Raw genomic sequence first — 1736 nt, 5'->3', positions numbered from 1 at the left:
GTCCAGTCGGGTTGGGCCGGTGAGTCGTTCTCTCCTGGGGCGGGCGGAGCTCAGTGGAACAGTGCTCGTGCCAGTACGGCCTGGAGTTTTCCGCCAACGGCTGCGGCACCGAACTCGGCTGCGGTGGGGTCACCGGCCAGACCCGTGCACAAGACGACGCATTCCTGTGCCTGCAGCATCTGCCACATAGCGTCGGTGACCCGGATGTGGTCGCTGTTGCGGATGATCGTCGGCTGTCCCCCTGCGGGCGCGGCGCCGTGCATGCCTTCGAAGGCTCTGGTCTGGGTACCGAAGATGGCCGTCCACTTGTGGCTTGGCTTGGGGATGCCGGGAGCCTGCCAGGTCGGCCAGGCGAAGAAGTCTTTCAGCTGCCTGGCTTCTGGCATGCCGCCGACTGCGTTCAGGGCGAGGAGGACGGTGCGTGTGATGGCAAAGCTGGTCTCTACCTGCCGGCCTTCTTGGCGCGCGCTTTCGATTTTTCGAGTCTGCAGGCCGACGTGGGTGACGCTGAAGTTCAGCGCGGGAAGCAGTGCTTCCTGGGGGGTGCCCAGTTGTGCGGTCATGCTTCCAGGATGGTGTCGGACGGATTTTTGGTTCATGGTTTTTCGGTGGTTCGCCACTAAAGTATATGGATCAACTGGATTTTGGCGTATCGAGTCGTTTCGTGTCTGCGATAACGGTGCTGGTTGCCCGTTGCCAGCCCAGCGCGTTGTGCGGGACGCATCAAGGATGCAGTTCCTCGGCCTGGTCGCCGAGCAGTAGTCCGTCGGAGATCTGGTGTCAGAGGCGGTCCATCGGCTGGGCCGCTGCTGCGTGGTTCAGACTCGTCGTGGGCCGTGCGGCTGTTCGCCGGCTGGCTAGTTCAGGTAGAGCGGGAGCAAGGCGCGCGTGAGTTGCTCGCCCCGGGTGGTTACAGCGGTGAAGTCGGCTCGGTTCATTGCCACGAAGTTGGTTGGGTAGGACGCGACTCGTTCCCGCGGCACGAGATCGGCGGGCGGGGCGGGCAGTCGGTGGTCCTGCATGCCGAGGTAGGCGAGTGTGAAGCCGTCGATGCGCCCGGCGGCTCCCCACTCGTGGAGTCGGGCGCGGCCTGCGTCCTGGTTCTTGCGGTGTACGACCTCGAATGAGCGGCGCAGGCGTCCGGCGAAGAAGTGCGGCGCTTTGGCGGGCAGTTCTCCCGGCCCGGCGTCACAGGCGACGATGTAGGAGACGTCGAAGACCTGGGGGGTGAATGCGGGGTTCCTGCCGGGTTCGAGGACGGACAGGCCGAGGTTGTCGAACACGCCGCCGTCGGTCAGCAGAACGGTCTGGCGCTGGCGCTGGCCGGAGCGTTCGAAGGTGAAGGTGCGTTCCAGAGCTGGCAGCAGGACGGGGAAGGCCGCGGAGGCGGCGACTGCGGTGGCGACCTGGACGGGCTCGGTGATGGTGCCGTAGCGGGAGCAGCTGCTGAGGGTGCTGCCGAAGCGGACGGCGTTGGTGGTGGCCAGGTCGGTGGCGGTGAGGACGGTGTCGAGGCCGGGATGGGTGACCTGGTCCATGGTCTTGGTGCCGAAGGCCCGCTCGGTGAGGAGAGTGGCCAGGGCGTCGGTGCGGTTGACGGGGCGGGCGACGGTGACAGTGCGGGAGAACAGGCCCCGGGCTGCGGCCCGGCTTGCGGCGGCGAGGTTGCGGGTGGCGGCGGCAGGGGTGAATGCCTTGCGGATGATGTCTCTTTGCAGGCCGGTGCGGAGCAGTTC

2 protein-coding genes are annotated in these 1736 nt (G+C 66.5%); both read right to left on the bottom strand.

The annotated features are described in order from the left end of the window. Nucleotides 1–50: 50 nt before the first annotated feature. Entirely contained in the window at nucleotides 51–563 is a 513-nt protein-coding gene (locus tag CCN33_RS29835) for a hypothetical protein (RefSeq protein ID WP_086696441.1), read from the bottom strand. Between the two features lie 294 nt (nucleotides 564–857). After that, nucleotides 858–1736, bottom strand: an 879-nt coding sequence (locus CCN33_RS29830; protein WP_086696440.1) for a patatin-like phospholipase family protein, incomplete at its 5' end; no start/stop codon positions are given.

Origin of the sequence: Streptomyces recifensis, from assembly GCF_002154615.1 — a bacterium.
GTDB lineage: Bacteria > Actinomycetota > Actinomycetes > Streptomycetales > Streptomycetaceae > Streptomyces > Streptomyces griseoluteus.
Note: the sequence above shows the minus strand (reverse complement) of the source record. Positions and strands in the feature narration are given on the sequence as shown.